Source organism: Roseibium litorale, assembly GCF_014842915.1.
Lineage (GTDB): Bacteria > Pseudomonadota > Alphaproteobacteria > Rhizobiales > Stappiaceae > Roseibium > Roseibium litorale.
Genome location: NZ_JACYXI010000001.1, coordinates 475,868 through 500,039, shown reverse-complemented (window position 1 = coordinate 500,039; position 24,172 = coordinate 475,868). Strand labels below are relative to the sequence as shown.

Below are 24,172 nucleotides of genomic sequence, written 5' to 3'. Positions count from 1 at the left end.
AAATTTCCGTCGAAATGAATGCATTAACCTTTCTGGTCGCTCCCTGTCTCGGTGAGGCTCGCGGAATTAAGAGACTAGCTGCAATCGGGGCTGCGAATCTGAGTCGCAAACTGTGCCGCTACGAGCCGGGGAGGACTCTCTGTGCATTGTCACTTTACGCAAAAGAAAGCGGCGGCCCCTTGGGACCGCCGCGATCTGTGTCTGATTGTCAGGTTGTGAGTCGTTGAAGAAACGGACCCGCTTCTTATTAGAAGAGGGACAGAACCGTCTGATCCGCCTGCGACGCGAACGAGAGGGAGGTGGATGCAAGCTGCTGCCGGGTCTGCAGGGCAAGCAGGTTTGCGCCTTCTTCGTTGGTGTCGGCGAGGGTCAGCTTGCCTGCACCTTCCTGGAGCGTGTTGATCATCGACTTCGTGTAGTTCTGCCGGATTTCAACGGTCGAAAGATTGGTACCAAACTCGGAAGCCTGAGACCGGAGGTTCGACAGGGCTGTGTTCAGACGGTCCAGAGCCTTGTTGATCTTCGTATCCGTCGAGAAACCGGAGTCGGTCACCGCTGAGACATTTACGCCGTCACTGTCAGCTGTGAAAGCGCTGGCATTGAAGTCGTTCGAGTTGTCGCTCTTCAGAGTGAGATCGGTATCGCTTTCCAAGGTCACCTTGCCGGTGCCGGTGTTGAACGATGCGCTGACGCCGTTGAAGTCGTCCATGAAGTCCACGAGGTCTTCGACCGTGGAGTCCTTTTCGATTTCGAACGAGCCGAGTTCATAACCGTTGCCGTCTTCCAGGGTCAGGATATCGCCGACAGCGAAAGAGCCCGAGCCCGTAAGAAGCTGCGTTGTTGCCGTGAAGTTGGCAGAGGTCGCAGAGGTCAGGTCTGTTGCAGCGGGCGTGGTGGCGCCGGCATCAGTATTGTGGAGATAGACGTCTTCATTCGAAGTAATTGACAGAGCGCCAGTCTTTTCATCCAGCGAAGCTTTGACGCCAGCGGCACCATCGATAGTGGTAACCAGATCCGCGACGGTTGTGGTTGCTGTGATGGTAAGCGAAACCACGGAGCTGCCGCCACCAGAGGCTGCGGTCCGCAGCTCAATGACATCGCCAACGGCAAAACTGGCGTTGTCGGTCAGCAACGAGCCGGAGCCCATGGCATCGCCGGTCCCATCGAGCAGGGTGATGCTCGTGTTTCCGCCTTCCAGCTGGAAAGAGGTTGCGCCACCCTTGGCTTCTGCCAGATCGGTCAGGTTCAGACCGGTCGACAAGGTCGTGTCGGTGTAGTCTACGGCCGTGATGGTCTGCTTGGACGTCGCATCTTCGTTGAAGATGGTGGTTAGGTCATTGCCGTCACCTGCCAGCAGGTTTTTGCCCTTGTAGGACGAATCTTTGGCGACTGCCTCGATCTGCGTCAGCAGGTCATTGTACTGCTTGGCATATTTGGCGCGTTCAAACTGGCTCTGGGTCTGAAGGGCCTGGTTGGCTTTCGCCTTGGCGCTCTCGACAAGATCAGTGATGGTGGAGATGCCCTTGTCGGCAGCCTTGATGGTCTGCAGCGACTGGCCCATGTCGTCCAGCAAGGTGCTGAGATCGCTGGCGCGGGAGTTCAGGCCCGAGGCAGTGAAGAACGAGTTGGGATTATCAAGAGCGGAGTTCACCTTCAGGCCGGTTGCCAGCTTGTTCTGGACGCCCGACATCATTTCTGCGGTAGACTGAAGGGTGAGGAGGTTCTGCCGCACGCCTGCGGAGAGAGTGATATTATCCACTGGTGTTCCCTTTCCTGGGTCCCGAAATTTTCAGCCGCTCTTCCTGAGCGGGTTAGGCAGGATCATCTTCTGTTAACCCTAACCAATGATTAAACCCTCGCAATTTAGGGTTAACAATCGGTTAAGGGGCTCAGGGAAAAGGGATATTCCGTTAGGGGAGTGTGGAAATTCCAGTGGGGTCCGCGCAAAAAAAAACGGCGGATCCGAGGACCCGCCGCTTTGTGTTTTGAGACCTTCTGGTCTCTTAGAAGAGACGCAGAACGTTCTGGTCTGCCTGGGCTGCCAGAGACAGCGAGGTGGAGGCGAGGGACTGCTGGGTCTGCAGAGCGAGCAGGTTTGCACCTTCCTCGTTGGTGTCGGCCAGTGTCAGCTTGCCGGCGCCTTCTTCCAGCGTATTGATCATCGCGTTGGTGAAGTCCTGACGGTTCTGCACGATCGACAGGTTGGTACCGAACGTCTGCCAGCGGTCAGGGCAACCGGAGTGGTGGCACCGTTGTCCAGCGAGATGGTGGAGGTGCCAGAGCTTGCCTCGGTCAGGTCCGAAAGGTTCAGGCCGGTCGAGGACGTGGTGTCAGTGTAGTCGACCGAGGAAATCGAGAGCGACGACGAGCCGGTTTCGTTGAAGGTCACGCTCAGGTCGTTGCCTGTACCGCCGAGCAGGTTCTTGCCCTTGTAGCCGCTGTCCTTTGCGACGTCTTCGATCTGCGTCAGGAGTTCATTGTACTCCTTGGCATATTTGCTGCGTTCGGACTGGCTGGAGGACTGCTGGGCCTGGCTGGCCTTTGCCTTTGCTGCATCGACCAGATCGGAGATGGCTTCGATGCCCTTGTCGGCAGCCTTCAGGGTCTGCACCGACTGGCCCATGTCATCGAGAAGGGTGCCCAAATCGCTTGCGCGGTTTTCGAGGCCCTTCGCGGTGAAGAAAGAATTCGGGTTGTCGAGTGCGGAGTTTACTTTCTTGCCGGTGGAGAGCTTCTCCTGGACAGAGCTCATCAAGGACGAGGTTGCTTGAAGAGAGTTCAAGCTGGAGCGCACAGCGCTGGAGATGGTGATACCACCCATGTCAGAGTTCCTTCTGTTTTACTGAAGCCATTCCTTCTGAATGACGAGGGAACTCTGTTCTGAATATTTGTAATGATTCCTAATTAACTTGGTTACCGGTATTTAACGCTAAAGGTCTCTGAATATTTATAGTTAATTCTACTGGATGCAGTTGAGGCAATCTTGGTTGAATACAAAAAACCCGCTCGCTATAGCTGCGGGCGGGCTCAGGCCGTTTGGGGATTTGATCTTGTTTGGAGGTGATGTCAGGCCGTTTTGACCGTGCTTTGCGGTTGTGGGGCGGTGCTCTGTTCGGACAGGACCTTTGCGTAGGCGCGCAACCGCCTCAGTGTTTCGCTGGGCACCTGACGCACCACTTCGCCGGTGTCACTGTTGGTGGCGATGTAAATGTAGCTTTCGCTCTCTGGGTCGAGAACGTTCTGCTTGTCGAGCTTTGCCTGGGCAAAGGGCAACTCGGACCGTTCACTCTCAGCGGAGCGGCGGGACTCTGTCGTGTCGTTTGCCGGTGTGACGGCTCTGGAGGCAGGCAGGTCGGTTTTGGCTGCTGGCTCGATCCGTTCCGGTGCTCGTGCGGCTGGCGTAATCGCCGTGTAAGACGGCGATGGCGACCGTAAAAGTGCCGTTTCCATCGTCTTTTCCTCCGGGTCTATTCAAAAATACTAACCCGATTCCAGACAAAGAATAAAACGGGGGAATGAATCCTTTGTTAATAAAATAATTACAATTTTAACAAGATTGGCTCTGCTGCTTGATTCGCTTAACAGTCAATTGAACGAGAAACATATGTGCACTGATTTATGATCGCATGATGCCGGAAAAAGAAGCGGCAGCCAAGCATCTGCGAGCCTGGCTGCCGTAATCCGCAGACAATCGAGCGTCAGTCATGAGGGCTTTTGAACTGGTCTATCGGTTCGCGCTCGGTAACCTAGAGGTATCAGTGCATATTCCTATGGATGCACAGGTGGTTGCTTCAGGTTTTAAAACTGGGCCAGTCCGGCTAATGACGGATATGGCGCTGTTACAGCGACCGGTTGATGGCGATGCCGCTGGCCGGGCGCGGGGCCTGCGGATGGTTGCCAGCCGGTCCATATGTCGTGCTCTTTTGCTGGGCGCCGACGGCTTTGGCGACACTTGCAACGATGGTGTTTGCGACTTCCCGTGCGGTTGCCAGGACAGCGAGATTGATACGCAGCAGCGGTTGAAATTCGGCATGCTGTCGCTTCAGGTTTTGTGCGGCAGCCGGCGCAAGGTTTCCAAGCGCAACGGAATTGTCCTTCGCGCACATCATGCCGCGCGTATATTCATGAATGTAGCGCGCCTTCTCGGGCTGCAGCGTGCCTGCTTCCCGCAGCTTGCCGTCACGAACCAGAGCCGTCTCGGTTTCAATGATCCGCAGCAGGCTTTCCATGGTACCGGAGAGGGCGATGCAGAACTGATTTGCTTCTGCGGGGGTCGTCGGCCGTTCCAGGGAAAAGGGCAGCTTGCTGGATTCTGGCTGGGCATTCATCGGGAGTTCTCCTGGATGGCGAGAAGTTCTCGCTCCACCGCGCCGGCAATGCCAATGCCGCCAGCTTTTGCAATGGAGTTTGCGTATTCGTCGATCAGCATGCCGCGCCAGGCATCCGAGCCTGTTCCGCCACCCCAAGTGCCACCTTCGCCCATATCCGTGAACATGGGTTCAAGCATGTTCCGGAGAAACGAGGCCTCGAATTGCTGAGCGGTCTCGTGGGCGCCCGCCTTGTCTTGTTTGCTGAAATTGTTCAACGACGGAAGCGGAGTTGCGCTGCTGCCTGAGGTGACGGTGTCATACATAATCAGAGGACCTCTATGTCGGCCTGAAGGGCGCCGGATGCCTTGATGGCCTGTAGGATGGAGATCATGTCACGCGGACCGATGCCGAGAGCATTGAGCCCATCCACGAGTTGCTTGAGCGTGACGGTCTCGCCGACGATCGCGAGTTTTGCGTCCGGGTCGGTGTTCACCGTGACATCCGACTGAGGTGTGATGACGGTTTGCCCCTGAGAGAACGGCAACGGCTGTGAGACTTGCGGGCTCTCGGCGATCGTCACGGTCAGGTTGCCCTGGGCGACGGCTACAGTGGAGACCTTGACGTCCTGCCCCATGACGATGATGCCGGAGTTTTCGTCGATCACGACCCGGGCGGCGAGATCCGGTTCCACAATGAGCTGCTCGATATCCGTGATCAGATCCACGATGTTCCCGTCATACTGGCGTGGAAGGTCGATACGGACGGTACCGGGATCCATCGGTTCGGCTGTAGGCATGCCGATCAGCTCGTTGATCGAGAGCGCAATGCGGCGCGCCGTGGTCAGGTCTGGATTGCGCAGTGCCAGGCGCAAGGTGGTCAGCGAGGCGAGCTTGAAATCGACCTCGCGTTCCACAAGTCCCCCATTCGAGATGCGGCCGGAGGTCGGAACACCGCGCACCACGGATGCGGCATCCGCCTGGGCTGAAAAGCCGCCGATTGCGACCGACCCTTGTGCGATGGAATAGACTTCGCCGTCGGCGCCGATCAGAGGCGTCACCAGCAGGGTGCCGCCCTGCAGGGAGCCTGCGTTGCCGAGCGCACTGACGGCGACGTCAATCCGGGTTCCCTGAGTTGCGAAGGGCGGGAGATTGGCGGTCACCATCACGGCCGCGACATTGTTTGTGTTCAGGTCCACGTCGCGGGTGTTGACGCCAAGGCGCTCCAGCATCGCCTGCAAGCTTTGCTTGGTGAAGGGAGAGTTGCGCAGGGAGTCGCCGGTGCCGTTCAGGCCGACCACCAGACCGTAACCGATCAGTTGATTTTCACGAATGCCTTCGAAGTTGGCGATGTCCTTGATGCGGGATGCAGCAAGAGCGGCCGACGTCAGGATCGTCAAGCAGATCGCAACCGCAAAGAGCCTGTAGATGGTGCCGGATGTCATTGTCGTCCCGTTCCGAAGATGGCTGCTGACCCTGAGCGGGTGCCGCCGTGAAAATTCCCTTCTTAGAATGCGAGCGCCGTGCCAACTTGGCTCCGAGATGAATAAGTCTTGAAAATCCTAGGGAAATAGCCATTTAGCTATTCATCGCCACCAAGTATTTTCCGTCTTCTGGAATGAGGTGGTGAGAACCTGCCCGGCAAATCTTGCCCGGTAGGTGCGGAGTCATTTACCTTGTCAGGCAGATTCTGACGCTCCGCACCCGGCGGGCTAATTCGGACACCAGAGAACATGCGCATTACAGGACAAAAGCCTATCAGCGGCGTTCAGGGCCGGAGCGGCAAGCGGCGCGTGGGGTCTGAGGGCGGATTTTTCGAACCGGATATGGGGGGCGAGGCTGCAGCTTCAGGTGCCACGACGAGCAGCGGCGGCATTCAGGGCATGGACGCGCTTCTGGCCTTGCAGGAACTGGTCGATGAGCCGGATCGTCGCTCCAAGGCTGCCAAACGCGGGCATACGCTGCTGGACCAGCTTGAGGATTTGAAAGCCGATCTGCTGGCTGGAATCGTCTCGGCAGACAAGCTTGAATCTCTCGCCAACCAGGTTGAAGGCACGCTTGAAAGCGGTGATCCGCGCATCGATGGCGTGGTGAAGGAAATCGAACTCAGGGTAAAGGTCGAGCTTGCGAAACTGGGCCGGTTTTCATCCTGAGGTGGTGCCTTGTTTTTGGGGGAGATGCATAGAAAACGAGCTTCCTAGTCTTATCCATCTGAATTGACTAGGGTTTTGTCCTTACGATTTTTGCGAATTCGGTCGTTGTGGCTGGCGTGCGCCGACGATATATTGCGGCCGGCCCAAAGGTAATCCGGAGCTATCGATGACGGTTGAACTTGAGTCTGAATATCGTCCCAGGGATGACGAGCCGTTCATGAATGAGCGGCAGCGGGAGTACTTTAAGAACAAGCTCCTGGACTGGAAAGATGACATTTTGAAGGAGAGCAAGGAAACCCTTGCCAACCTTCAGGAAGAAAGCCAGAACCACCCGGACTTCGCTGATCGTGCATCTTCCGAAACGGATCGCTCGATTGAACTGAGAGCCCGTGACCGGCAGCGCAAGCTGATCTCGAAGATCGACGCTGCTCTGGAGCGGATTGCAGATGGCAGCTATGGCTACTGTGAGGAAACCGGCGAGCCGATTTCCCTGCGCCGTCTGGAAGCCCGTCCGATCGCAACCCTGTCGATCGAGGCGCAAGAGGCGCATGAGCGCCGCGAAAAAGTCTACCGGGACGACTGACAAGGCCTGGGGAACTTCAGGAATTTTAAACCCTTCCGGTTTGCCCGGAAGGGTTTTTTTGTGCCTGCGGTCAAAATGCGGAAGGCAAAAGTGAAAACGGGCACGGTACTCGGGGAGCGAGGTACCGTGCCCGTTGTCAGCGGCAGGGAGCGGGCTTCTAGAACACCCAATCCCGCCGCCGGGGGAGCTTGTTATGCCTGGGGACTGTCTGGGAAGTTCAGACGGACATCAGAAGGGGAGGAGGATGTCCATGACCTGGCTGCCATAGCGCTGCTGCTGGACGTCCGTAATCTGGCCGCGGCCGCCGTAGCCGATGCGTGCTTCTGCGATCTTCTCGCTGGCGATCTTGTTGTCGGAGGTGATGTCCTCCGGCCGGACAATGCCTGCAACAACCAGCTCGCGGACTTCGAAGTTCACGCGCACTTCCTGGCGGCCTTCGATCACCAGATTGCCGTTGGGCAGAACCTGCAGGACGACGGCAGCGACGGAGGTTTCCAGAGACTCCTTACGGTCCACAGAGCCGGAGCCCTTAAAGTCGGTCGAGCTGTCCACCGATGCCAGATCGCTGGCGGATACGCCTGCAGGAAGGAATATGGTGTCGAGAGCCGTTCCGAGGGCGCCGCCTGTTCCTGCGGAGGAGCTGTCGGTGCGCGAGCGGTTCGTGGTGTTGTCGAACTCGGCCTTATCGGAAATCGTCACGACAACGGTCAGAATGTCCCCGACTTGCTTTGCGCGCTGATCTTCGAAGAAGGCGCGGTTGCCGGAACGCCAAAGGGAGTTCGGGTTATAATGCGCTTTCTGCGGCTCGGGCATGGGCATTTGAACCGGGCGGTAGCCAGCTGTCGTGGTCGGGTCCTGAATGGCGTTCAGAACCGGCTGCTGGCCGACTTGTGCCAGACGGTCGCCTGCGCCACAGCCTGCAAGGACAGATGCCAGAATAAGGCTGCCGAGAACCGTCGTGGCACGGTGGCTGGAGAGGGAGGCTACAGTCATTTCACGGCCTCATTCAGGCTGGCGAGAACGGGGGAGGCGGAGGTGACGCGCACCTGTCCGCGGGACAGGACGACGCCAGGTATGGTTCTCTTGGATTGAAGGTTCTGGATGTCGATCACATCGCCTTCAGCACCATCTTCGAGTGCTTGTCCGCGAGTGGTCAGCTTAAGGCCAGGAAGCTCGTAAGTTATCGTCACCTTCTCGCCACGGGCGATAAGGATGGGCCGTTCAAAGTCGGTCTTCAGAAGCGGGGCGCCTGCGCGAAGATTGTTGCGGGCGGCAAGGCCGGCAACCTCCTCAGGGCTGGTCAGCGCATTGGCAGGAACACGGGCGCGCGGCTGGCGGACGAGGGTGAGATCCTGCGGTTTCAGAACACTGCCTCTGCGCAGAGGCTGGCTCAGCACGGCGACTTCCATCAGTTCGGTTGCCTGACCGGTCAGGCTCAATTGCTGGATACCGTTGCCGGTTGCGACACTCAGGAACAGGGTGAAGCGGCCGTCTGTCCGTGACCACAGGACTCTGTCGACAGATATGGGCTCATCCGCTGCCGGATTTGCCTGAATGGTGACCGGCGTGCGGTAGAAGGAAATGTCCAGATCGGCAGGGGTCAGGCTTGCGTCGCGGGCTGCGAGAGCCTTTTTTGCCATGTTTTTGAGACGTTCCGCGTCATAGGGCTCGGCCCGGCGCTGGACAACGACACTTGTCAGGCCATCGGTCCCTGCCTGAAGAAGTCCGGCGTCCCTGGCCCTTGCGGCGACATCTGCGGCGGGAACTGTGCCGGAGGTCCCGAGGTCCGGGGCGCGGAACAGCGGTACGGAAGCCGAGGGGCCGGCGTTGTCGTAAAAGTCGCCAACGGTGACCACTTCCGAGAGTGTGGCAATTTCCGAACGTAGCACCGGGCGGCTGTCCGCCATCGCACCAAGCGAGGACATCAGGCTCAGGGTGAGACCGGCAAGTGCGAGAATGCGTGTCATGATCGTGGCCCCTTAACGGATGTTCGACGTTGTCGAGTACATTTCGTCGGCGGCCTGGATGATCTTGGAATTCATCTCATAGGCACGCTGCGCGGCGATCAGATCAGAGATTTCGGTCACAGCATCCACATTCGACATCTCGAGATATTTCTGCTGGAGATCACCAAAACCGTCCGAATTGGGAACATCGACCTGCGCAGCGCCGCTGGCGGCTGTTTCAAGGAACAGGTTGTCCCCGATGGCTTCCAAACCGGACTTGTTGACGAAGCGCGCGAGGGTGAACTGGCCGAAGGTCACGGCGTTTCCCGCTCCGTCGATGCCTTGAACCGTACCATCGGCGGAGATGGTGATGTCCCTGGTGTCGTCCGGAATGGTGAGGCCGGGTTGAACGGTATAGCCGTCGACAGTCACAAGATTGCCGTCGGCGTCCAGTTCAAAGGAGCCATCACGGGTATAAGCCGTTGTGCCGTCGGGCAGGTCGATCTGAAAGAAGCCTTCGCCGCGGATCGCGACATCGAGATCCTTTTCGGTCTCTTCCAGTGTTCCCTGCGACATGATGCGGCCGGTGGCGGCCGTCTTCACGCCTGAACCGATCTGAACACCTGTCGGCACGATGGTGCCGGTGTTCGAGGTGTCAGCGCCCATACGGCGCAAGTTCTGGTAGAGCAGATCCTGGAATTCAGCACGCTGGCGCTTGTAGCCGGTCGTGCGCATGTTCGCGACGTTGTTCGAGATGACTTCGACATTCAACTCTTGAGCTTTCATGCCCGTCGCTGCGATATGGAGTGCTTTCATGGATCAGGGCTCCCGCAGTCAGGCCCGAAGGCTGCCTAGTTTGGAAATGGCGTTCTCGCGAAGGTCGTCGGTCTTCTGCATCATCGTGCTGACCGTCTCGTAAGCGCGAGTGATTTCAATCATGTGCGCGACCTCAATGATGCTGTTGACGTTAGAACCTTCCAGGCCGCCCTGGATAACCTTGCCATTCCGCATCGGTATGGCGTTCTCATAGGTGTAGAGGTTCTCGCCGATCGCTTTGGCCATCTGAGGGGTTTCAAAGGAAACCATCTTCAGTTTCCCGCGCAGGCCCAGTTCGGTCGAGATCGTACCGTCGTCTGAGATGGTGATCTTTCCGTCCTGGGCTGTGAATGTGATCGGGCCGCCGTCCGTCAGGACTTCCTTGCCTGTGGACGTCACAAGCTTGCCGGTGTTGTCCAGCTTGAAGGAACCATCCCGTGTGTAAGTCTCGCTGCCATCCGGCATCGCGATAGCAAACCAGCCGTCGCCGTCTACTGCCACGTCAAGCTCGTTTCCGGTCAACCGGACTGAGCCCTGCAGCATGTTGAACGAAGTCCCGTAGTCCTGAACATAGGACAGCCGCTGGTCACTCTGTTTGAACTCGGACGCTTCTGCCAATGGCATGGTTACTTCTTCGAAGACCATACGCTGAGCCTTGAAACCGGTCGTGTTAATGTTCGCCATGTTGCTGGCGACAACGTCGATCTGATTCCTGAGGGCGATCTGACGCGACAGCGAGATGAGTTGCGCGTTCTCCATATTAACTTCCTTTTGCTCCCCGGTGAGCCGCCGAACTCCCCAGAACGCCGGCTCGCTATGGTTAACAGCACATACCGTGCCAGTTTTTAAATCGCTGAAAAATCTGGGCAAAAGCGGAAACTGACAAGTGCGCTCGGCAGGAGTTTCCGGCAGATATTAACCACATGGCAATAATTGCCGAGTCGGGGGTGTTAACGGTTTGGTAACCATTCGTTAACCATTGACTCTTTAAAAGTTAATACGCGTGCAGACGCGTCGGGCACTGGGGTTGTTTGATGGCTGATGAAGACGCAGCAGCCGACGAAGGCGCGGAAGAAGGCGATGGCGGCGGTGGGAAAAAGAAAAAGCTGATCCTGTTCGGCGGCATTGGTCTCGCCGTGCTGCTGGCTGCTGCTGGTGGAGCCTACTACTTCCTGATGTCGGGCGGTTCGTCAGCCCCGCAGACCGATCCCGCCGGAGGCCCGGCGCCTGAAGCGCCTAAACCGGCAGTGTTCTACGACCTGCCGGAAATGACAGTGAATTTGGCGACCGATGGCCGGGGTACTTATCTCAAGGTGAGAATTGCCCTGGAAGTGCGGGACAAGGACATGATCTCGCAGATCGAGCCCTATCTGCCGCGCATTCTCGATGCTTTCCAGATTTATCTGAGAGAGCTTCGTCCCGCAGATCTCGAAGGATCTGCCGGTCTGTTCCGCCTGAAGGAAGAATTGCTCAGGCGTATCAATCTGTCTGTCTATCCGGCCAAGGTCGAGGGTGTCCTGTTCAAGGAAATCCTCGTTCAGTAGGTCATGTGATGGTGATGTTGAATGACTGACGACGACGACGACCTGTCCGATGAGGACATCGCCGATGCCTGGGGGGCCGCTCTTGCCGAGCAGGGCGCCGGGAGTTCGGACGATGACGATCTAGCTGCAGCCTGGGGTGCTGCTCTGGAAGAGCAGGGCGCGGGCGGTGCGGATGATATGGCTGCCCAGTGGGCTGCCATGATCGACGACAGCGAGCCGGATCTGGAAAACGCCACCCGGGGCGCGGACCGCGTCCTGAATCAGGAAGAAATCGACAACCTCCTCGGCTTCAACATCGAGGACACGATTGCTGGCGACCAGAGTGGGATCCGGGCGCTGATCAACTCGGCCATGGTGTCTTACGAACGCCTGCCGATGCTGGAAATCGTATTCGACCGGCTTGTCCGTCTGACGACGACGTCCTTGCGCAATTTCACCTCCGACAATGTGGAAGTGTCCCTGGATTCCATCAGCTCGGTCCGTTTCGGGGATTATCTGAACTCGATTCCTCTGCCGGCCATTCTCGGTGTGTTCAAGGCTGAGGAGTGGGATGGCTTTGGTCTGATCACGGTTGAGTCGAGCCTGATCTACTCGATCATCGATGTGCTTCTCGGCGGTGGCCGCGGGACCACGGCGGTGCGCGTCGAAGGGCGCCCCTATACGACGATTGAAACCAACCTGGTCCAGCAGATGGTCGCGCTGATCCTGCAGGATATGGAGTCCGCTTTCTCGCCGCTGTCTCCAGTACATTTCAATCTTGAACGCCTGGAAACGAACCCGCGCTTTGCGGCGATCTCCCGTCCGGCCAATGCGGCAATCCTTGTCGAGCTGCGGATCGACATGGAAGACCGGGGCGGCACGGTCGAGATCATGATGCCCTATGCAACCCTGGAGCCGATCCGTGATCTGCTGCTCCAGATGTTCATGGGGGAAAAGTTCGGCCGCGATCCGATCTGGGAAGGTCACTTGGCCACCGAGATCTTCTCGGCGGAAGTGGAAGTGGACGCTGTTCTCTACGAAACGCATCTGCCGCTTGGCCGTATTCTCAGCCTTGACGTGGGCCAGACCCTGGTCTTCGACATCGAGGCTGACAATCCGGTGATGATCAAGTGCGGTAACACACCATTAACCGAGGGAACACTTGGCAAGGTCGAGGATTCGATTGCCATCCGGGTATCCCGTAATCTGCGCAAACCGAAGATGACCCTCGCGGCATTCGAGCGCGCCATGCAAAGCGAAATGGAGTCGCCATGAGTCTGCCTCTCGGAATGATCATTGAGGGCCTCGTTGCAGTCCTGCTGGTCGTGACCATCGGGTATTGCTGGCTGCTCAATCACCGGCTTCAACGCCTGCGGGCCGACGAGGAAACCTTGCGGGCGACGATTTCTGAGCTGATGACGGCAACCGAGATTGCTGAGCGCGCAATTCTGGGCCTCAAGGCAACGGCTTCGGAAGCCGACCGGTCTCTGGGCGCGCGGTTGCAGGATGCTGAGAAGCTTTCTCATGAACTTGCCGAGCAGGTCGGGGAAGGGGAGCGTATCTTCCACCGGATCAGCCAGATCGCCGAAACCGTACGCGGCGCAACGGCTCAGCGTGATGCTGCTGCCCACGAAGCTGCTGCCCATGCGGCCATGATGGCTCAACGCCAAGTCTATCAGCAGCCCGTGCCGCAATCTGCTCAAGGATATGAGCAGCAGGCCTATGGCGCGGCACCGCACGTGCAGGTTCAGAGCGTGGCGGCTCCCGCTGCTGCCCCCCAGGTGCGCAAACGCGGCTTGAGCACAGACGACATCCGCAGTGCGGCTGCAGAGGCAACCGCACGTCTTGAACGCTTCCGCAAGCGCTCGGAGGGCGCCGCCGCATGACACCACGCCTGCTTCCCATGCTTGTCGTTTCAGCCAGCGCCTTATTGGCGCTGAAGCTGCTTGGATTCGTCATGGGAACGGGCATGGTTGGCGGCGCTATTCCCGGAGCGGTCGCTCAGGAAACATCTGCGGGTACTGAACCGGGCGGAGCTGCCGGTCAGATGCCTCCTGTGGAAGCGCCTGCCGGACAAACTCCGCCGGATGCTCAGGCGGCAATTCCCGGTTCGGCTCCAGAGCAGGCCCCCCCTCCGGGTCTGAACGACTCCATGGAAATTGGTGGCTCGGCAGCAGAGCGGGCTGTTCTGGAGAGCCTGGGCAAGCGGCGCAAGACGCTGGACGATCACGAGGGACAGCTGGACCTGCGCGAAAAGTTGCTGCAGGCGACTGAAGAGCGTGTTCAGAAGCGTGTCGACGAACTTAAAACTCTTGAGAAGCGGATCGAGAGCGCCGTCGAGGAAAAGAAGAAACAGGAAGAGGGCGAAATAGCAGGGCTGGTGACCATGTATGAAAACATGAAACCAAAAGACGCCGCCCGTATTTTTGACCGGCTGAACCTTCCGGTTCTTCTCAAGGTGGTGCGGCAGATGAAGCCGCGCAAGATGGCCGATATTCTTGCGAAGATGTCTCCTGAAGCAGCTGAGCGTCTGACCATCGCGATTGCAACGGATGCCGGAGCAGTTCCTGCTTCAGCCGTTACAACTGGGGCGGAAGACCTTCCCAAGATCGGTGCAAATTGAGAATTGCCACGGTTTTTGAGTCCGCGATGTAAGGTCGCGTTAAGTCCGTTCGCCTAAGATTGCGGTGCTGGGTGGCATCGAAGGACAACATTAGTGCTGAAAGACCCTCGGGATCAGGAACAGCACACGGGCAAACACCGGTGGGCCCGGTGTGCAGTGAAGCGGACGTTTGCGGCCGCATTGGTAACGTGTGCCCTTTTTCTGTCCGCTCCGGTTTCAGTTTCCTTTGCGCAAACCCTTGACCCGGTTGATCTATCGGTTATCCCGTCGCAAGGCTATGGCCGCCTTATGCTGACGTTCAAGGACCGGACGCTTCTGCCCCACTATGATGCTGTCGTGACCGGCGGTGTGCTGCGCATTTCCTTCGAGGAGCCTGTCGACGTCAACGTTGATGATGTGCCGCTGGAACTTGCCGATTACATTTCCATCGCCCGCAGAGACCCGGATGGCAGCGCCATCCGCTTTGCCCTCAAAAGCCAGTTCCAGATCAACACGCTTGAGGCGGGGGAAAAGCTCTTCATCGACATTCTGCCTTCCAACTGGCAGGGCCTGCCGCCGGGCTTGCCTGACGATGTGGTCCGCGAACTTGCCAAGCGTGCCGAGGAGGCTATGCGCAAGGTGCGCGCCCTTGAGCAGGCGCGTCTTAAGGCGCAGGAGGGGCCGACCGTTGAGCTGCACATCGGTGAACATCCGACTTTCACGCGGCTAGTTTTTGACTGGTCGATCCGCTTCGATACGGCCTTCGTGCGCGAAGACGACCTGATCAAGGTCACCTTCAACCACCCGGCACAGCTCGATATCTCGAAGCTGCGGGCGCATCTGCCGCCAGGGGTCATTGACGCGACTTCTTTCCTTGATCAAGGGAAGCTCAAGTTTCTGATGCGTGTTGACCCTACCGTCGACATCCGTGCCTTCCGTGAAGACGACACCTATGTGATCGATATTACACCGGAGAGCATGACGCCCATTGATGCGGCGAACGCGAAGATCAATGAAGAGATGAGCGTCACCATCAATCCGGGACATCAAGGCCTGGTGGTTGCCCCGGGGCAGCGCGTTGATGGCCCGGCGCCGGATGCAGCTCCTCCCCAGCCTGCGGCCACGCCGGCATCCATGCCTTTAGCTGATCCTCTGGCGCCCTCATCTGCTGCATCTGTTCCGCTTGAGGCTGTCTCGGAGCCGGAAAACCCCGCGCCGGAACGGCTCGCCTTTGCGTTGAGCCTGCCTGAAGACGCCAGCGCTGCGCCCGCGGTTCCGCCAGCTGCTCAGATGCCGGCGGAGAATGTTAATGCTGCACCTGCCGAAGTGGACAACAGTCTGGGAAGCGTGCAAGAGGTCCCGGGTTTGCCGCGCGATGTTCCCCGGCCAAAGCCGGTGGCTGGCGCGGCTCCAGAGCCTGCTGGAGAGCTCACCGCAGACGCTGAACCTTCCGCCCCTGAGGAGCCGGCCATATTGCAAGCGGACGCAGCACCGCCGGCTGAGGAGCCTGCCCGTTCGGCTGAAGCTATTATCCCGCCTGCCACGGCTCTGGAGATGCAGGCTGATTCAAGCCCATCAAAGCCGGATGTGATGCCTGCGCCCGAAGTGACGGCTGAAGCTGCCCCGCCTGTCTCAGGCGGTGTTGATTTGACCTCAACGATCCCGCCGAAGCAACTTCCTGCGGATATCATGCCTCCCAGTGTGGCCGAAGGAACCCAACGCGAGACTGCGGCTGTTTCTGATCTTCCGGAAGTTCCTTCCGCACAGGCTGACGATATTCCGCCGCCGCTGCCGCTGGAAACCTCTTCTCAGGATGGCCAGGATGCCTGGCGCGCGAGCAGCAACTTGCCGATGGAGTTGGCGCAACGTTCACCGGAACAACCTCCTGCTGATTTCGGCAAGGAGATCAGAAACATCGTTTCTGCAGAGGCGCGGCGGATCGGCAACACGGTCCGGGTCGAGTTTCCCTTTGTCGAGCCGGTGTCGAGCGCTATCTTCCGCCGGAATAACAGCGTCTGGATGATTTTCGATACGGATGCGACGATCGATACGCGGGGGATCGCCTCCGCTCTGGCCGAGTCGGCGAAGGCCATTTCCTCCGAGGCCAAAGATGGCTATCAGGTGCTTCGTATCGATCTCAGTGATCCGGTGCTGGCAACTGTCGGACTGGACGGAAACGCCTGGAGCCTGGTGATCGGCGACATGGTTCTGGAGCCTTCCAAGCCGTTGCGGCTCGAGCGCAATGTGCGCGGAGACGGCGGCTCGGTCTTGCGTGTTCTCTACAAGGATCCGCAGAAGATCCGTGAAATTCAGGATCCGTTCGTCGGCGACACGATTGCCATTGTCACAGGGTTTGGCCCGCCCCGCGGGCTTCTCAAAGCCCAGAACTTTGTTGATCTTGAGGCCCTGAGTTCGGCTCAGGGCTTCGCGATGGCGGTAAAGTCCGACGGCGTCACTATGAAAATCCTCGGTGATGATGTGATCATCGAGAAAACGGATGGTTTGTCTCTGTCCAACCGCCATCTGAATGGCGGCACTGGAGCGCTCAATTCGATTAGCGATCCGAACCAGCCTGATTTTATCGACTTCGTCAATATGTCGACCGAAGACCCTAAGACCTATCAGGAAACCCTTCAGCGCCTGGAATCCGATCTGACCAATGCCACAGCCGGGCAGCGGAACAATGCCTTGATGGAAATGGCCAAGTTCTATCTGGCGCATCAGTTCGCCCAGGAAGCCCTTGGCCTCATGAAGCTGGCTATCGAAGAGAACCCTGCCATCGCGGAAGACAGCGCCTACAATCTTATGATGGGTGCCGCGCAAACGCTGGCGAGCCGGCCTAAAGAAGCGTTCCCGTTTCTGAACCGCCCTGAACTGAAAAGCAGCCCGGATGCTGCAATCTGGCAGACCATCGTCGAAGTGCAGATGGGAAACTGGACTGCAGCGCGTATCGCAATGCCGAGAGGGCGCGCGGTGGTCGGCAACTATCCCAGGGCGATCCAGACAGAGTTTAATCTTGCCGCTGCTCAGGCCATGGTCGAGGCAAATGACTTTGGCGTCGCTAATGGTATTCTCGCCGAGATCGAGCCGAGCGACATTTCCACTTCGCAGGCGGCCCGCTACGACATTCTGCGTGGCCGGATCGCGGATGCCTCCGGACGTTCCGAAGAGGCGCTTAAGGCCTTTGATCTGGTGGCTAAGTCCAGCGACCGGCCGAGAGCGGCGGAAGCCGAGTACCGCGCCCTGAGGATCCGCTACCGGGACGGAGAGCTGCCGGTCAGCGACACCATTGATCAACTGGCCGGTCTGGCTACGTCCTGGCGCGGGGACGAAATCGAGCTGAAGACCTTGCGGTTCCTGGCGCAGCTTCAGGCTGAAACGGGTAACTACCGGCTTGCCTTCGAGGCGATGAAGTCTGCGGTTCAGGCAGATCCGAATGCGGATACCACCCGCCTTCTTCAGGAAGAGATGAACAGTCTTTTCACCTCTCTGTTCCTGGATGGCAAGGCAGACCAGATGCCGCCCATTCAGGCTCTGTCGCTGTTCTATGACTTCCGTGAGCTGACGCCTATCGGACGGCAAGGGGATGAAATGGTCCGTGGTCTGGCCAAACGTCTTGTCGAGGTGGAGCTGCTGGATCAGGCCACCGAACTTTTGCGCCATCAGGTGGACAACCGTCTGAAAGGGGCTGCCCGTGCTCAGGTGGCTGCCGATCTGGCCGCGGTCTATCTGATAGACAGAAAGCCTGAAGAGGCCTTGCGCGTGCTGAACGTGACCCGTCAGGCCAGTCTGCCTTCCACTCTGGAGCGCCAGCGCAACATTGTTGAGGCACGGGCCTTGACGGCAAGTGGCCGTCCTGACCTTGCGCTTGAGCTTGTCCGTAATATGCGCGGTACAGACGTGGACCGTTTGCGGGCAGATACATTCTGGTCCGCCCAGAGCTGGCGCGAGGCGGGCGAACAGCTGGAGGCCATGCATGGCTCGCGCTGGTCCGACAATATCCCGCTGGATACCCGGGAGCAGCAGGACATCCTGAAGGCTGGTATTGCCTATTCCCTGGCCGGCGATCAGCTCAGTCTCAACCGCTTGCAGACCAAATATGCAGCGAAGATGGCAGACAGCCCGAATTCAGCTGCCTTTGAAGTCGTGACACGCCCGATCGAGGTTCAGGGCGTGGAGTTCCTCCAGGTTGCCAATCAGCTGGCCAACATCAACGAGATGGACACGTTCATGGAGGAGTACAGGCGTCAGTACATGACACCGGACAAGTCCGCCGAGTCCGGTTCGGTGATGAATGCCACCCCGCCTGCGGGACAGCCGTCTACATCGAACGGCTAAGCACTGCCTAGCTGTATCGCCAGTCTCATTCTGATAGCTTTTCTGAAGATGCTTGCTCGCGGTTTAGCAGGGTCCAGAACCTGGGCTTGCGTCAGGCCAGTGCGCTGTCGAGCGGCAGCATAACCTTGGTGGTTTTTTTCTGCTGTTCCGCGCCAGCCTGTGCGGCTTGCTGCTGAAGAAGAGCTCTTTCCGTCGCGGCCTTCCGCCGGCGGCTTTCGCTTTTGTAGCGTTGAACGAGGTCCGGAATGATGCGCGGGTTCCGGTCTTGCCAGGCGCAGCGCTCGCGCATCATGTCCTTGTACGTGGCATCGCTCACCTCCGCTTCCAGCAGAAGCATCATCAGAGCAATGTCGGAATCTGACTTCAGGGTTTCCAGAACGACGATGTGATCCATGCCGATCTTTCGGCCGATCAACCAGGCCGCTGCATCAAAGCGCCTTTCCTTGCAAAGGGTCAGAAGGATGGCATCGAAGGAAAGTTCGCCGCTGGCGATCTGCACGCTGGCCTCGTGGCGGGAATAGGTTACACCGTCGATGGTGATGTCCATGCCTTCGCCCCGTGCACCGATGTCTTTTGCCAGTCTTTCCAGTTCACCCTTGCGCAGGGCATTTTCAAAAGCCTTCGGCACCAGCGGACAGCCTGCTTCCAGGATATCCATCTGGGTCTCCATAAAGTCGGAATCATGCAGCGCGCGCTGCGCCATGCCTGCCAGAATATCGGCCTCGGTGTTGGCGAAAATCAGCAAGGCGAGATTGGCCTTGACCGAAATCGGCGCCTGAAGGTTCGACAGGAGCGCATGCACGATGGGCCGCGGGCTGCGGGCGATCAGCGTGTCAGTGATTTCCTCTTTCAGGTCGGCCCGGTGGCACATGGACATCTTCTGCCGCGTGCTGCCAGCTTTCGCTATGGCGCGCAGAGTGTCCTGGCTGATCATGGGGGAGCACTCGATGACAGGCTCGGACAGCTCATAGTCTTCACGGGCGAGGCGGTCCGCCAGAGCCGTGCTGATCCTGTCCGTCTTTGCAAGGCGTACGACCAGCTCATAACGGGCACTGCGGTCCAGCTGGTCAAAGACGGAAAGCACGATCATCGAGAACAGGTCACGCTCGGTTTCGGACGGTTCCTTTCCATCCGAACGGGCATACTCGGCAACCAGCGCTCTGATGAGCCGGGATCTTGCCTCGGGCTCCTTCATACGCGCCAATTGTTCGAGCTGCTTACGCAAAGTGTGGTTCCTGATACTGGTTGCGGTCAGGGAAATCCGTGGCCGCCTAACCTCGTATCCTTTGCGATATGCATTAAAATTCCTCTACGTTCCGGCGCATTTTTCCCCAGTTTGCGGAAGAAAAGACGAGTTCTATCTCGAGTTGTGCTTGGTGCCCTTATCCCGCTCCAAAACTTTTGACGAGACTTCCCGCCACCATGTTCCATCCATCGACCAGAACAAAGAAAATCAGCTTGAAGGGAAGGGAAATAACGACTGGCGGCAGCATCATCATACCCATGGACATCAAGACGGATGCCACAACCAGATCTATGATGAGGAAGGGAAGATAGAGTAGAAATCCGATTTCGAATGCTCTGCGCAACTCGCTGATCATGAAAGCGGGAACGAGGATCTTCATTTCAAGATCGTCGGGCGTTTGTGGTGCCTCTTGTCCGGAAAGCTCCTGAAAAAGCCCCAGATCCTTCTCGCGGACCTGCGAAAGCATGAAGGTTCTGAAAGGCGCCGACGTGCGTTCGAAAGCTTGATCGAATTCGATTGTCCCGTCGACGAGAGGCTGGATGCCCTCATCATAGGCGGTCTGCAAGGTGGGGGCCATGATGAAGGCGCTCAGGAACAGCGCCAGACTGATCATGACCATGTTTGGCGGGGCCGTTTGCAGGCCGATGGCTGAACGCAGAAGGGAGAGCACCACCACGATGCGGGTAAAGCTGGTGACCATCACGAGAATGGACGGAGCCAGACTAAGAACCGTCAGCAGCGCGACAAGCTGAACCGCGCGCTCCGTCAGGGTCGTTCCTTCGCCCAGTCCGATGGAAATGTCCTGCGCGAGCGCCTGTCCGGCCAGCCCTGCGGCAAGCGCAATGGCTCCCAGCCCTGCAATGGTGAGAATACGGAACATGACTGCGCCTGAGCGTGACCTCATGATCTCTGCGGTCCGGTCATTTCTTCGAGCAGCTTGGCCATCTCGTCTTCAATGGGGTTGGGCAGCGGGCCTTCCTTCGGCCGCTCGACGCGAATGGGAGGTGCGGCGTTTGCCTCGCTGGCACCCCGTTCCACGCTGATCTCGGGTGCCTTCGCCGTGGAAGGCTGTTGGCCGGAGACTGGGGCAGCAACAACCGGGACAGGGGCCTCGATCTTGATCTCTTCTACGTCCTTCTCTGCAGCTTCCAGGACGTCCGCTTTTGCAGCCTGAGCGTCTTCTGGTTGAGCGTCTTCCGGCGCCTCCTCTTTTGCTGTCACAGGCTCGGATGACGGCTCAAAAAGATCGGAGTCTTCAGCTGGGACGGGCTCTTTGCCGGTGCTTGTCTCTACAGCGGCGGGGCGCACTTCCGGTTCGGCCTGCATGGTTTCATCGAGCTGGAGCGTATCCTCTTCAGGGGTCTCCGGAGCATGAGGCTCCGGGGAGTTCACGGTGTTTAGGGCAATAGCCGGGGATGTTTCCGCGGAAGCTTCCTGGAGAGCCGGTTTTGCTTCGGTAGTGGTTACCGGTTCTTGTGCCGCTTCTGCTTTCAGTGGCGGCACTTCCGTTTTCTCCACCGGCACGGTGTCTTTTTCTGCCGCTGGAACCGCCTGTGCCAGAGAGGGCAAGTCAACAGCGGCTGCGGTCACAGGCTGAAGGAAGACCGTTTTGGCTTTCGCGGCAGGGCCGGAAGAGGGAGGCGTGACCTGCCGGGGAGGCTGGGGCTGGCTGGAGGCCGGAGCAAGTGCGGGCCTTGCAAGCGTTCTCGCAAAGCCTGCCACCTGGCTTTCCTGCTGGCTGACCGGGGGGCGCATTGAGCTGCTTGAGTGGCTGGCGGGAATAGCCGGGGCTGTGCTGGCAGAGACACTGGCTGCCGGTGTCTTGATCTGCGGGGCGGCAGCAGATTCCGGAGGACGGTATTGTCCACGGCCCGGAACTGGCGAAACCGCTGGAGCGCCTCTTGCTGCCGAAACCGGCGGCTGCGCCGGGCTGACGGTTCCGCGTGCGGACACAGCTGCCTTGACGAGGGACTGCTCAGGTGACGGGGCTTCGGTGGCTCTTTCTACGGCTCTCGATGAGGCTGCCGCAAAGGGGCGTTGATAGGTTGTGCGCGGCTCCGGTGTTGTCTTAGGGGCAGTTCTGGCCTGCTGGTGCTGAGAGACGGATGGCCCTGCCGACGATGCCGGTACCGGAGAAGGCGCAAATTGTTCCGGCGGGACTGATAGCTGCGCTGGAGGGGGGGCGGCGCGGGTGGGCTCGACAGCTTCTGCAGCAGGACGATCCGTCTCCGGATCCTGTTGGGCATTGGCCGCATAAGAGGCGACCGCTATTGAAGATGGGAGCCCCTGGGAACTGCCATCCGTCCCGGTATAGGCCAAATGGTTTGAAGGCGTGCTGCGTGACTGAACAGAGGTGCCAAGGCCAGCTGCTTTCACGATCCCTTGCTCGATAACCAGGTCATTGGAGCCTCCGACGAGAATCAGATGCTCGACATTGTCCCGGCGGATGAGCAGCAGGCGGCGGCGTGTGTCGATGTTTGTGGCGTCCATAACCGTCAGGCGCGGCTGCCTGCCCCGTGCCGACGACAGGCGCACCCCCGTCAGCCGCTTCAGGATGAAGACGAACAGGGCAATGAGCAGCAATACGATTGCCAGCGCGACGGCGAAAGCCAGCCCTCTTGCCAATCCATCCGGGAGACCGAACGTGTCTGCGATCCAATTGTACATGCCTACCTCAATAAAGCCCGGACCTGATCTTTCGGACAGCCTTGCCGTCCCGGGTCCGAATTCTGCCAGCGCCGCTCCGTGATCCGGAAGGTGTGTTGGCATCGGTCATACCTTTCCCTGTCTGACTTGTCATCGGCGGGGAAAGCCTGCGGTGGAGAAGTCTGGTCTTTGGCTTCGCGGATACCCGTCTACGCTTTCATTCATTCTCCTTGGGACGCAGGGCAGGAGGGGCTTGCGCGAATCTTCCATCTCCCAAATGTTAACAGAGCCAGGCACAATTTTCCTGTGCCGGGCGCGTTTCCAGCTGCAATTGGTAAACGGAATATGCTGTCGTCCACGGGTTTTGGCGGGTAATGGTTAAAGCGGCACATGCGTGTTAACCTTTCGTTAACCTTTAAAGCGGCAATCTTTGCCTAGTTTGTTAACGATAGGGTGAATCAGATGGCTCTGACCGACCTGCCGATCTTTCAGGCTCTGAAGTCCAAGATGCAGTGGCATCAGGTGCGTCAGGGCGTTTTGGCGGAGAATGTCGCGAACTCCGATACGCCGCACTACAAGGCCAAGGACGTGAAGGATTTCGCTTTTGCGGATCACATTGGCCGCAAGGAATTCGGTCTTCAGACCGCAGTTACCAAGTCGGGACACATCACCGGCGCGATGACTGGCGGGAACAAGGCAAAGGTGGAAGAGCAGGACATGTTCGAAGTGACGCCAAGCGGGAATAACGTGAATCTGGAAGAGCAGATGATGCTCGTTACCCAGAACCAGATGGATTTCCAGGCCGCCACATCGATCTATTCCCGCAGTCTTGGCCTGATCAAGACCGCTCTGTCCAAGTCCGCTTAACGCGCTAGACGCTGCAGGAGAACTCAAATGGATCTGCTCAAGTCTCTGCTGGTGTCCGCCTCTGGCCTAAAGGCGCAGAACGGGCGCATGCGCATCATCGCCGAGAACGTCGCCAACGCGAACTCAACTGGCCGGACGCCGCAGGATGATCCTTACCGGCGCAAGATTGCGACCTTCAGATCCCATTTCGACAAGGAACTGGGTGCGGAAAAAGTTGAACTTGGCAAGGTTGCGCGTGATGAGAGCGACTTCGATACCCGCTATGAGCCGGGACATCCTGCTGCCGATGCCAATGGCTACGTCAAGCTGCCCAACGTGAACACCTTGATCGAAACAGTCGACATGCGCGAGGCGCAGCGGTCCTACGAGGCCAATCTGAACGTGATTGAATCGACCCGCACCATGCTGCAGCGGACGATCGATATTCTGAAGTCCTGAGACCGGCTTTCAGCGTCCTTAAACCTTCCGGTCTGATGTGCCGGGCCGCAAACTCAGAAATATGAAAGGCGATCAAGCCATGGCGACTCCTTCTCTTGCGAGCAATGCCTATCAGACTGCTGCCCGGCTGACGCAGCAGGCCAGCAAGCCCGACGACATGCTGGCAGCGCGCAGCGGCGCTGATTTTGGTCAGATGGTCGAGCAGGCCGTCGGAACTGTTGTCGACAAGGGCCGTGACATGGATGCAAAGTCCATCGGCATGCTGGAAGGCAAGACCGACGTGGTGGACGTTGTGACCGCCATCGCGGAAACCGAAACGGCCCTGCAGACCATGGTGACGGTCCGTGACCGGGTGATCTCTGCCTATGAAGAGATCATGAGAATGTCGATCTGATTGTGTGAAGCTGGTATCTGGTGAAGGGTAAGTCATGACCGGCGGAGAAGTGCTTGACTTGGCGCGGGAAGGGGTCTGGACCATGATCCTCGTGGCCGGGCCGACCATGCTTGTCGGTCTCGTGGTCGGCGTGATTATCGCTTTGTTCCAGGCGCTCACGCAGATTCAGGAGATGACGCTGGTTTTCGTTCCGAAGATCCTGGCCATCTTCGTCACCCTTCTTCTTACGCTGCCATTCATGGGCCAGCTGCTTGCCTCCTTCACAGCGCGGATCGGTGAAATGATCCTCGTTGCGCCCTCATGAGCGCAGGAGG

25 protein-coding genes are annotated in these 24,172 nt (G+C 58.5%); 11 read left to right on the top strand and 14 right to left on the bottom strand.

Annotated features, from left to right (window positions below; all coding sequences use genetic code 11):
• Nucleotides 1-247: 247 nt before the first annotated feature.
• The 7 genes from IG616_RS02620 to IG616_RS02595 form a co-directional block, all read right to left on the bottom strand.
• A complete protein-coding gene (locus IG616_RS02620; protein ID WP_192146091.1) occupies nt 248-1,759 on the bottom strand; it encodes a flagellin N-terminal helical domain-containing protein in 1,512 nt (503 codons plus the stop codon).
• A 244-nt stretch (nt 1,760-2,003) separates the two neighbouring features.
• The gene (locus IG616_RS23415; RefSeq protein WP_425504140.1) at nt 2,004-2,162 is read right to left on the bottom strand and encodes a flagellin; all 159 of its coding nucleotides are present in this window, start codon (nt 2,160-2,162) and stop codon (nt 2,004-2,006) included.
• Nucleotides 2,159-2,821 carry a flagellin N-terminal helical domain-containing protein gene (locus IG616_RS02615; RefSeq protein ID WP_425504139.1) on the bottom strand — a complete coding sequence of 221 codons (663 nt, stop codon included), beginning with the start codon at nt 2,819-2,821 and terminating at the stop codon, nt 2,159-2,161. The genes IG616_RS23415 and IG616_RS02615 overlap by 4 nt, the downstream gene beginning before the upstream one ends.
• A 245-nt stretch (nt 2,822-3,066) precedes the next feature.
• On the bottom strand, nt 3,067-3,450 hold the full coding sequence (locus tag IG616_RS02610; RefSeq protein ID WP_192146089.1) for an arginine N-succinyltransferase: 384 nt from the start codon (nt 3,448-3,450) through the stop codon (nt 3,067-3,069).
• Between the two features lie 389 nt (nt 3,451-3,839).
• Nucleotides 3,840-4,328: a hypothetical protein gene (locus tag IG616_RS02605; protein WP_209007234.1), complete on the bottom strand. Its 489-nt coding sequence runs from the start codon at nt 4,326-4,328 to the stop codon at nt 3,840-3,842.
• Nucleotides 4,325-4,633 (bottom strand): rod-binding protein, encoded by a 309-nt coding sequence (locus tag IG616_RS02600; RefSeq protein ID WP_192146087.1) that lies wholly within the window; start codon nt 4,631-4,633, stop codon nt 4,325-4,327. Before IG616_RS02600 ends, IG616_RS02605 begins: the two co-directional genes overlap by 4 nt.
• 2 nt (nt 4,634-4,635) lie before the next feature.
• Nucleotides 4,636-5,751: a flagellar basal body P-ring protein FlgI gene (locus IG616_RS02595; protein ID WP_192146085.1), complete on the bottom strand. Its 1,116-nt coding sequence runs from the start codon at nt 5,749-5,751 to the stop codon at nt 4,636-4,638.
• Nucleotides 5,752-6,039: 288 nt separating this feature from the next.
• On the opposite strand from IG616_RS02595, the gene IG616_RS02590 reads away from it, so the two are divergent.
• Entirely contained in the window at nt 6,040-6,459 is a 420-nt protein-coding gene (locus tag IG616_RS02590; RefSeq protein WP_192146083.1) for a flagellar assembly protein FliX, read from the top strand.
• A 166-nt stretch (nt 6,460-6,625) separates the two neighbouring features.
• Nucleotides 6,626-7,042: an RNA polymerase-binding protein DksA gene (gene dksA / locus IG616_RS02585; protein WP_192146081.1), complete on the top strand. Its 417-nt coding sequence runs from the start codon at nt 6,626-6,628 to the stop codon at nt 7,040-7,042.
• Between the two features lie 228 nt (nt 7,043-7,270).
• Here dksA and flgH read toward each other — a convergent pair whose 3' ends face one another.
• The 4 genes from flgH to flgF are packed head-to-tail and all read right to left on the bottom strand — an operon-like array spanning nt 7,271 to nt 10,563.
• Nucleotides 7,271-8,035, bottom strand: coding sequence for a flagellar basal body L-ring protein FlgH (gene flgH / locus IG616_RS02580; RefSeq protein ID WP_192146079.1), 765 nt, complete (start codon nt 8,033-8,035; stop codon nt 7,271-7,273).
• On the bottom strand, nt 8,032-9,009 hold the full coding sequence (flgA, locus tag IG616_RS02575) for a flagellar basal body P-ring formation chaperone FlgA (protein ID WP_192146077.1): 978 nt from the start codon (nt 9,007-9,009) through the stop codon (nt 8,032-8,034). The genes flgH and flgA overlap by 4 nt, the downstream gene beginning before the upstream one ends.
• Before the next feature lie 12 nt (nt 9,010-9,021).
• Nucleotides 9,022-9,804: a flagellar basal-body rod protein FlgG gene (gene flgG / locus IG616_RS02570; RefSeq protein WP_192146075.1), complete on the bottom strand. Its 783-nt coding sequence runs from the start codon at nt 9,802-9,804 to the stop codon at nt 9,022-9,024.
• A gap of 18 nt (nt 9,805-9,822) precedes the next feature.
• Entirely contained in the window at nt 9,823-10,563 is a 741-nt protein-coding gene (gene flgF, locus IG616_RS02565) for a flagellar basal-body rod protein FlgF (protein WP_192146073.1), read from the bottom strand.
• A 275-nt stretch (nt 10,564-10,838) separates the two neighbouring features.
• Here flgF and IG616_RS02560 point away from each other — a divergent pair, with 275 nt between their 5' ends.
• The 5 genes from IG616_RS02560 to IG616_RS02540 all read left to right on the top strand — a co-directional run bounded on the left by IG616_RS02560 (nt 10,839) and on the right by IG616_RS02540 (nt 18,267).
• Complete coding sequence (locus IG616_RS02560; protein ID WP_192146071.1) at nt 10,839-11,348, top strand: flagellar basal body-associated FliL family protein; 510 nt, start codon at nt 10,839-10,841, stop codon at nt 11,346-11,348.
• A 21-nt stretch (nt 11,349-11,369) separates the two neighbouring features.
• Complete coding sequence (gene fliM, locus IG616_RS02555; protein WP_192146069.1) at nt 11,370-12,602, top strand: flagellar motor switch protein FliM; 1,233 nt, start codon at nt 11,370-11,372, stop codon at nt 12,600-12,602.
• Nucleotides 12,599-13,213 carry a DUF6468 domain-containing protein gene (locus tag IG616_RS02550; protein WP_192146067.1) on the top strand — a complete coding sequence of 205 codons (615 nt, stop codon included), beginning with the start codon at nt 12,599-12,601 and terminating at the stop codon, nt 13,211-13,213. The genes fliM and IG616_RS02550 overlap by 4 nt, the downstream gene beginning before the upstream one ends.
• On the top strand, nt 13,210-13,950 hold the full coding sequence (locus IG616_RS02545; protein ID WP_192146064.1) for a MotE family protein: 741 nt from the start codon (nt 13,210-13,212) through the stop codon (nt 13,948-13,950). Before IG616_RS02550 ends, IG616_RS02545 begins: the two co-directional genes overlap by 4 nt.
• Before the next feature lie 288 nt (nt 13,951-14,238).
• On the top strand, nt 14,239-18,267 hold the full coding sequence (locus tag IG616_RS02540; protein WP_209007233.1) for a tetratricopeptide repeat protein: 4,029 nt from the start codon (nt 14,239-14,241) through the stop codon (nt 18,265-18,267).
• A gap of 91 nt (nt 18,268-18,358) precedes the next feature.
• Here IG616_RS02540 and IG616_RS02535 read toward each other — a convergent pair whose 3' ends face one another.
• The 3 genes from IG616_RS02535 to IG616_RS02525 all read right to left on the bottom strand — a co-directional run bounded on the left by IG616_RS02535 (nt 18,359) and on the right by IG616_RS02525 (nt 22,180).
• A complete protein-coding gene (locus IG616_RS02535) occupies nt 18,359-19,492 on the bottom strand; it encodes a DUF2336 domain-containing protein (RefSeq protein WP_209007232.1) in 1,134 nt (377 codons plus the stop codon).
• 157 nt (nt 19,493-19,649) lie between these two features.
• Complete coding sequence (gene fliP, locus IG616_RS02530) at nt 19,650-20,417, bottom strand: flagellar type III secretion system pore protein FliP (protein WP_425504138.1); 768 nt, start codon at nt 20,415-20,417, stop codon at nt 19,650-19,652.
• Complete coding sequence (locus IG616_RS02525; RefSeq protein WP_192146060.1) at nt 20,414-22,180, bottom strand: flagellar biosynthetic protein FliO; 1,767 nt, start codon at nt 22,178-22,180, stop codon at nt 20,414-20,416. Before IG616_RS02525 ends, fliP begins: the two co-directional genes overlap by 4 nt.
• 441 nt (nt 22,181-22,621) lie before the next feature.
• On the opposite strand from IG616_RS02525, the gene flgB reads away from it, so the two are divergent.
• The 4 genes from flgB to fliQ all read left to right on the top strand — a co-directional run bounded on the left by flgB (nt 22,622) and on the right by fliQ (nt 24,162).
• Nucleotides 22,622-23,026, top strand: a complete 405-nt coding sequence (gene flgB / locus IG616_RS02520) for a flagellar basal body rod protein FlgB (RefSeq protein WP_192146057.1) — start codon at nt 22,622-22,624, stop codon at nt 23,024-23,026.
• A 27-nt stretch (nt 23,027-23,053) separates the two neighbouring features.
• Nucleotides 23,054-23,464 carry a flagellar basal body rod protein FlgC gene (flgC, locus tag IG616_RS02515; protein WP_192146055.1) on the top strand — a complete coding sequence of 137 codons (411 nt, stop codon included), beginning with the start codon at nt 23,054-23,056 and terminating at the stop codon, nt 23,462-23,464.
• Between the two features lie 79 nt (nt 23,465-23,543).
• Nucleotides 23,544-23,858 (top strand): flagellar hook-basal body complex protein FliE, encoded by a 315-nt coding sequence (gene fliE, locus IG616_RS02510; protein WP_192146053.1) that lies wholly within the window; start codon nt 23,544-23,546, stop codon nt 23,856-23,858.
• A gap of 34 nt (nt 23,859-23,892) precedes the next feature.
• Nucleotides 23,893-24,162, top strand: a complete 270-nt coding sequence (gene fliQ / locus IG616_RS02505) for a flagellar biosynthesis protein FliQ (RefSeq protein ID WP_192146051.1) — start codon at nt 23,893-23,895, stop codon at nt 24,160-24,162.
• Nucleotides 24,163-24,172: the final 10 nt, after the last annotated feature.